The organism is Asaia astilbis JCM 15831 (genome assembly GCF_000613845.1).
In the GTDB taxonomy this organism is placed as follows: Bacteria; Pseudomonadota; Alphaproteobacteria; order Acetobacterales; family Acetobacteraceae; genus Asaia; species Asaia astilbis.
In genome coordinates, this window is record NZ_BAJT01000037.1 from 1 (window position 1) to 3,113 (window position 3,113).

Genomic DNA, 3,113 nt, shown 5'->3' on the forward strand with positions numbered 1-3,113 from the left:
TAACCTTCACCCTCCCCGCCCCTTTCCCGCTCGTGAACAGAACGACCGGGTTTGGCCACTTCACAACGGCAAAGCAGAAGAACCAACTCCGCAGGCAGATCATGGCAGCGGCACTTCACCTGCGCCCGCCGGCACCTTTTGAGCGTGCCAAGGTCATCGTCGAGCGGCACTCTGTCGGCACCCCAGACAAGGACAACCTCTGGGGCTCTGCCAAGCGGCTGTTGGACTGCCTGACGACGCCCGCACTGCTCAACGTCCGCACGGAAGGCGCTCGTCAGCGCACGAAAAACAAGCGTGGCCTCGGCTTCATCATCGACGATGCCCCACAGTACGCCGAAATCGAGGTGATCGGCATCAAGTGCAAGCGCGACGAACAGCGCACGGTCGTAACCATTCGCGAGGTGCTGGGATGAGCACCGCAAGAAGATGGACAAAATGGTGGTGGCAGGACTGGCAACGCGATCCCGCATTGCGCATGTGCTCCCCGGCCGCACGCGGCATCTGGATGGACCTATTGGCTATAATGTTCGATGCGGAGCCGTGCGGACATTTGCTGGTCAACGGTCGTCAACCGACTGATCGCCAGCTCGCAGCCGTGTGTGGTGCGAGTCTCGAAGAGCTTACTTCCTGCCTGTCTGAGCTTGAGGAAGCGGGCGCATTTAGCAGGTCAGAAGATGGCGTAATCTTCAATCGGCGCATGGTCAGGGATAAGGCCGTTTCCGATGAGGCTTCAACAAATGGCAAGATGGGAGGCAATCCGACCTTAACCGGGGGGCTTAACCCCAAACGAACAACAGGGGTTAAGCGGGGGGTTAAGGCAGGGGTTAACCCCCACAGAGAAGATGGGTTAACCCCCCCCCTTAAGCACCAAGAAGCAGAAGCAGAAGCATATAACCCTATAGTCCCTTTGAGGACGAACCGACGCTCGAACTCGAAGCCGAAGACGCAAAGTCAGGAAGCGAGACAGAGGGCCCAGCCAGAGACTTCGAGGACTTCTGGAGCGCGTATCCTCGGAAGGAAGGCAAGGCATCGGCTCGCAAGGCCTACGACAAGGCACGGCGCAAGATAGGGCACGAGGCGATCATGAGGGCCGTCTCGGCCTGGCCCTTTGGCGAGAACGTCCGGAATGGTCAGGACTACCGCCCCCACCCCGCCTCATGGCTCAACGGCGAGAGGTGGAACGACGAGAGCGTGACTGCCGTGGTCGCAGCCAAACCTACGGCCTCGCAGTATCCGCCCGAAGTCGAAGAGGCGTTCGTCGCTGCTCGGCGTGAATGGGCCCGGACCGGCTGCGAGGGCAGACCCCCAATGCGTGATGATTTTCTTGGAGTGTCCAAGCCATGAACCAGCACATAGCCGAACCATTTTTCATCAACCGCCAACGCATGAACAGCACCTTCGCCGATGCGATCGTGCAAGGGGCCCTGAGCCGCGACGAGATCGAGGACGAGATACAGGCCACGGCCAAGGCGCTCCGGCTGATCGCCGATTTGCAGTTCGGGAGGAACGGCCGTGAGTGAATCGATCTTCCTTCCTCCCAAGCGTTCGCTCGACACGTTCGACGCGGAGTGCTCGGTTCTGGCCGGGATCTTGATCTCCAGCTCGAACATGGAGCTGGTCGACGACATCCTGAACCCTGAAGCCTTCACCAACGAGGCAGTCGGGGAGCTATACCGGATAGCGCGGGAACGGATCCGCGCCGGAAGGCCATGCGATCCGATCACCATCCGTGGCGAAGCCGAGACAAACCCGAAAACTGCCGAATTTTGGAAAGCATCGGCCGCCTCCATCCTGACCACGTTTGTCGGCAAGCCGGTGATGCGCGGCTATGCCCGAGCGATCGCTGACGCTGCCCTTCTCCGATCGCTCAAGGACGAAGCCGAGACGCTGATCCTCGATGTGACCCATGCTGGCGACAAAACCGGCGCCGTACTGGTCGAGGAATTGCAGGAGCGACTTGAGCGCCTCGCGCTGACCGGAGACACCGAACGGCAGATGAAGACCTCGGCAACGGCTATCGATGCCATGCTAGAGGCCACAGAAGCCGCGTGGAAGGCAGGGAACGCCCTTTCGGGTATCGATACAGGCTATCAGGGCTTGAACGACCTCCTGAGTGGCCTGAGGCCAGGTGGCGTGTATGTCGTCGCGGCTCGGCCGGGTGTTGGTAAGTCATCCCTGATGCTCGGTCTGGCCATGCGCGCAGCCCAAACTTCCGGGCGGGGGCTAATCTGGTCCGGGGAAATGTCAGCCGAGGAGCTGATGAGCAAGGCGATTGCGGGCAAGACCGGCCTACCGGTCGACGTGGTCATGACCGGCCACTGGAAATTCGCGAACGGCGAACGACGGCCTGTGTCACGCGAGGAAATGGACCGGATCGTCTCGGCCGGAATGGCCGCGCGCGATATCCCGATGATGGTCGACGACCGCGAAGGGGCCACCGTGCAGCAGATCCTCACACGGGCCCGGCGCATGAAGCGACAGAAGCAGGGGCTGGCGTTCATCGCGCTCGACTACCTGCAACTCATGGAGGCCAGCAGCGCCGTGAAGCGTTCCGGCAACCGCACGGCCGAAGTGACCGAGATCAGCCGTGATGTAGCGCGCATGGCTCGTGAACTGAACGTTCCTGTGATCGCCCTGTCCCAGCTCAACCGGCAGTCGGAGAACCGCGAAGACCGCCGCCCTTCCCTCGCCGATATCCGCGACAGTGGTGCGATCGAACAGGATGCCCGATGCGTGATGGCACTCTACCGCGAGGAGATGGCGCTTCGGCTTCGGGTTGGAGCAGATGGGCAGGTCAGCCGGAACAGCGGCGAAAGCGATGCAGCTTACGAGAAGCGCGCTGCCGAAGTGACCGAGCGGCTGGCCAAGTCGGCAGGCATGGCCGAAGTGATCGTGCTCAAGAACCGAGGCGGCAGAACCGGCATCGTCGGGATGCAATTCGACGGGCCCTCGACCTGGTTCCGGGGCGACGATGAACGCCAGAGTGACCCGGCGTGGTAAGCGAGAAAAGCATGAAAAACCCAGCAAATCCGGGCGATTTCGGTATAAACCGGACTCGGGGTGTGGTACTGTCGGGGATGAGCGAAACGACGAAACGGGCGCTGAACGCGGAT

4 protein-coding genes are annotated in these 3,113 nt (G+C 61.4%); all 4 read left to right on the forward strand.

All coding sequences use genetic code 11. From position 1 onward, the window contains the following. The coding region (locus JCM15831_RS22075) for a hypothetical protein (RefSeq protein ID WP_025824893.1) at positions 1 to 413 on the forward strand (413 nt) is incomplete at its 5' end. A gap of 670 nt (positions 414 to 1,083) precedes the next feature. After that, positions 1,084 to 1,344, forward strand: a complete 261-nt coding sequence (locus JCM15831_RS15125; RefSeq protein WP_025824895.1) for a hypothetical protein — start codon at positions 1,084 to 1,086, stop codon at positions 1,342 to 1,344. Continuing rightward, positions 1,341 to 1,520, forward strand: coding sequence for a hypothetical protein (locus tag JCM15831_RS15130; protein ID WP_025824896.1), 180 nt, complete (start codon positions 1,341 to 1,343; stop codon positions 1,518 to 1,520). Before JCM15831_RS15125 ends, JCM15831_RS15130 begins: the two co-directional genes overlap by 4 nt. Then, positions 1,513 to 3,000 carry a replicative DNA helicase gene (locus JCM15831_RS15135; RefSeq protein ID WP_025824897.1) on the forward strand — a complete coding sequence of 496 codons (1,488 nt, stop codon included), beginning with the start codon at positions 1,513 to 1,515 and terminating at the stop codon, positions 2,998 to 3,000. Before JCM15831_RS15130 ends, JCM15831_RS15135 begins: the two co-directional genes overlap by 8 nt. Positions 3,001 to 3,113 lie beyond the last annotated feature (113 nt).

Coding starts and splice junctions, on each gene's coding strand:
- JCM15831_RS15125 (WP_025824895.1), top strand. CDS start 1,084: ATGAGGGCCGTCTCGGCCTGGCCCTTTGGCGAGAACGTCCGGAATGGT.
- JCM15831_RS15130 (WP_025824896.1), top strand. CDS start 1,341: ATGAACCAGCACATAGCCGAACCATTTTTCATCAACCGCCAACGCATG.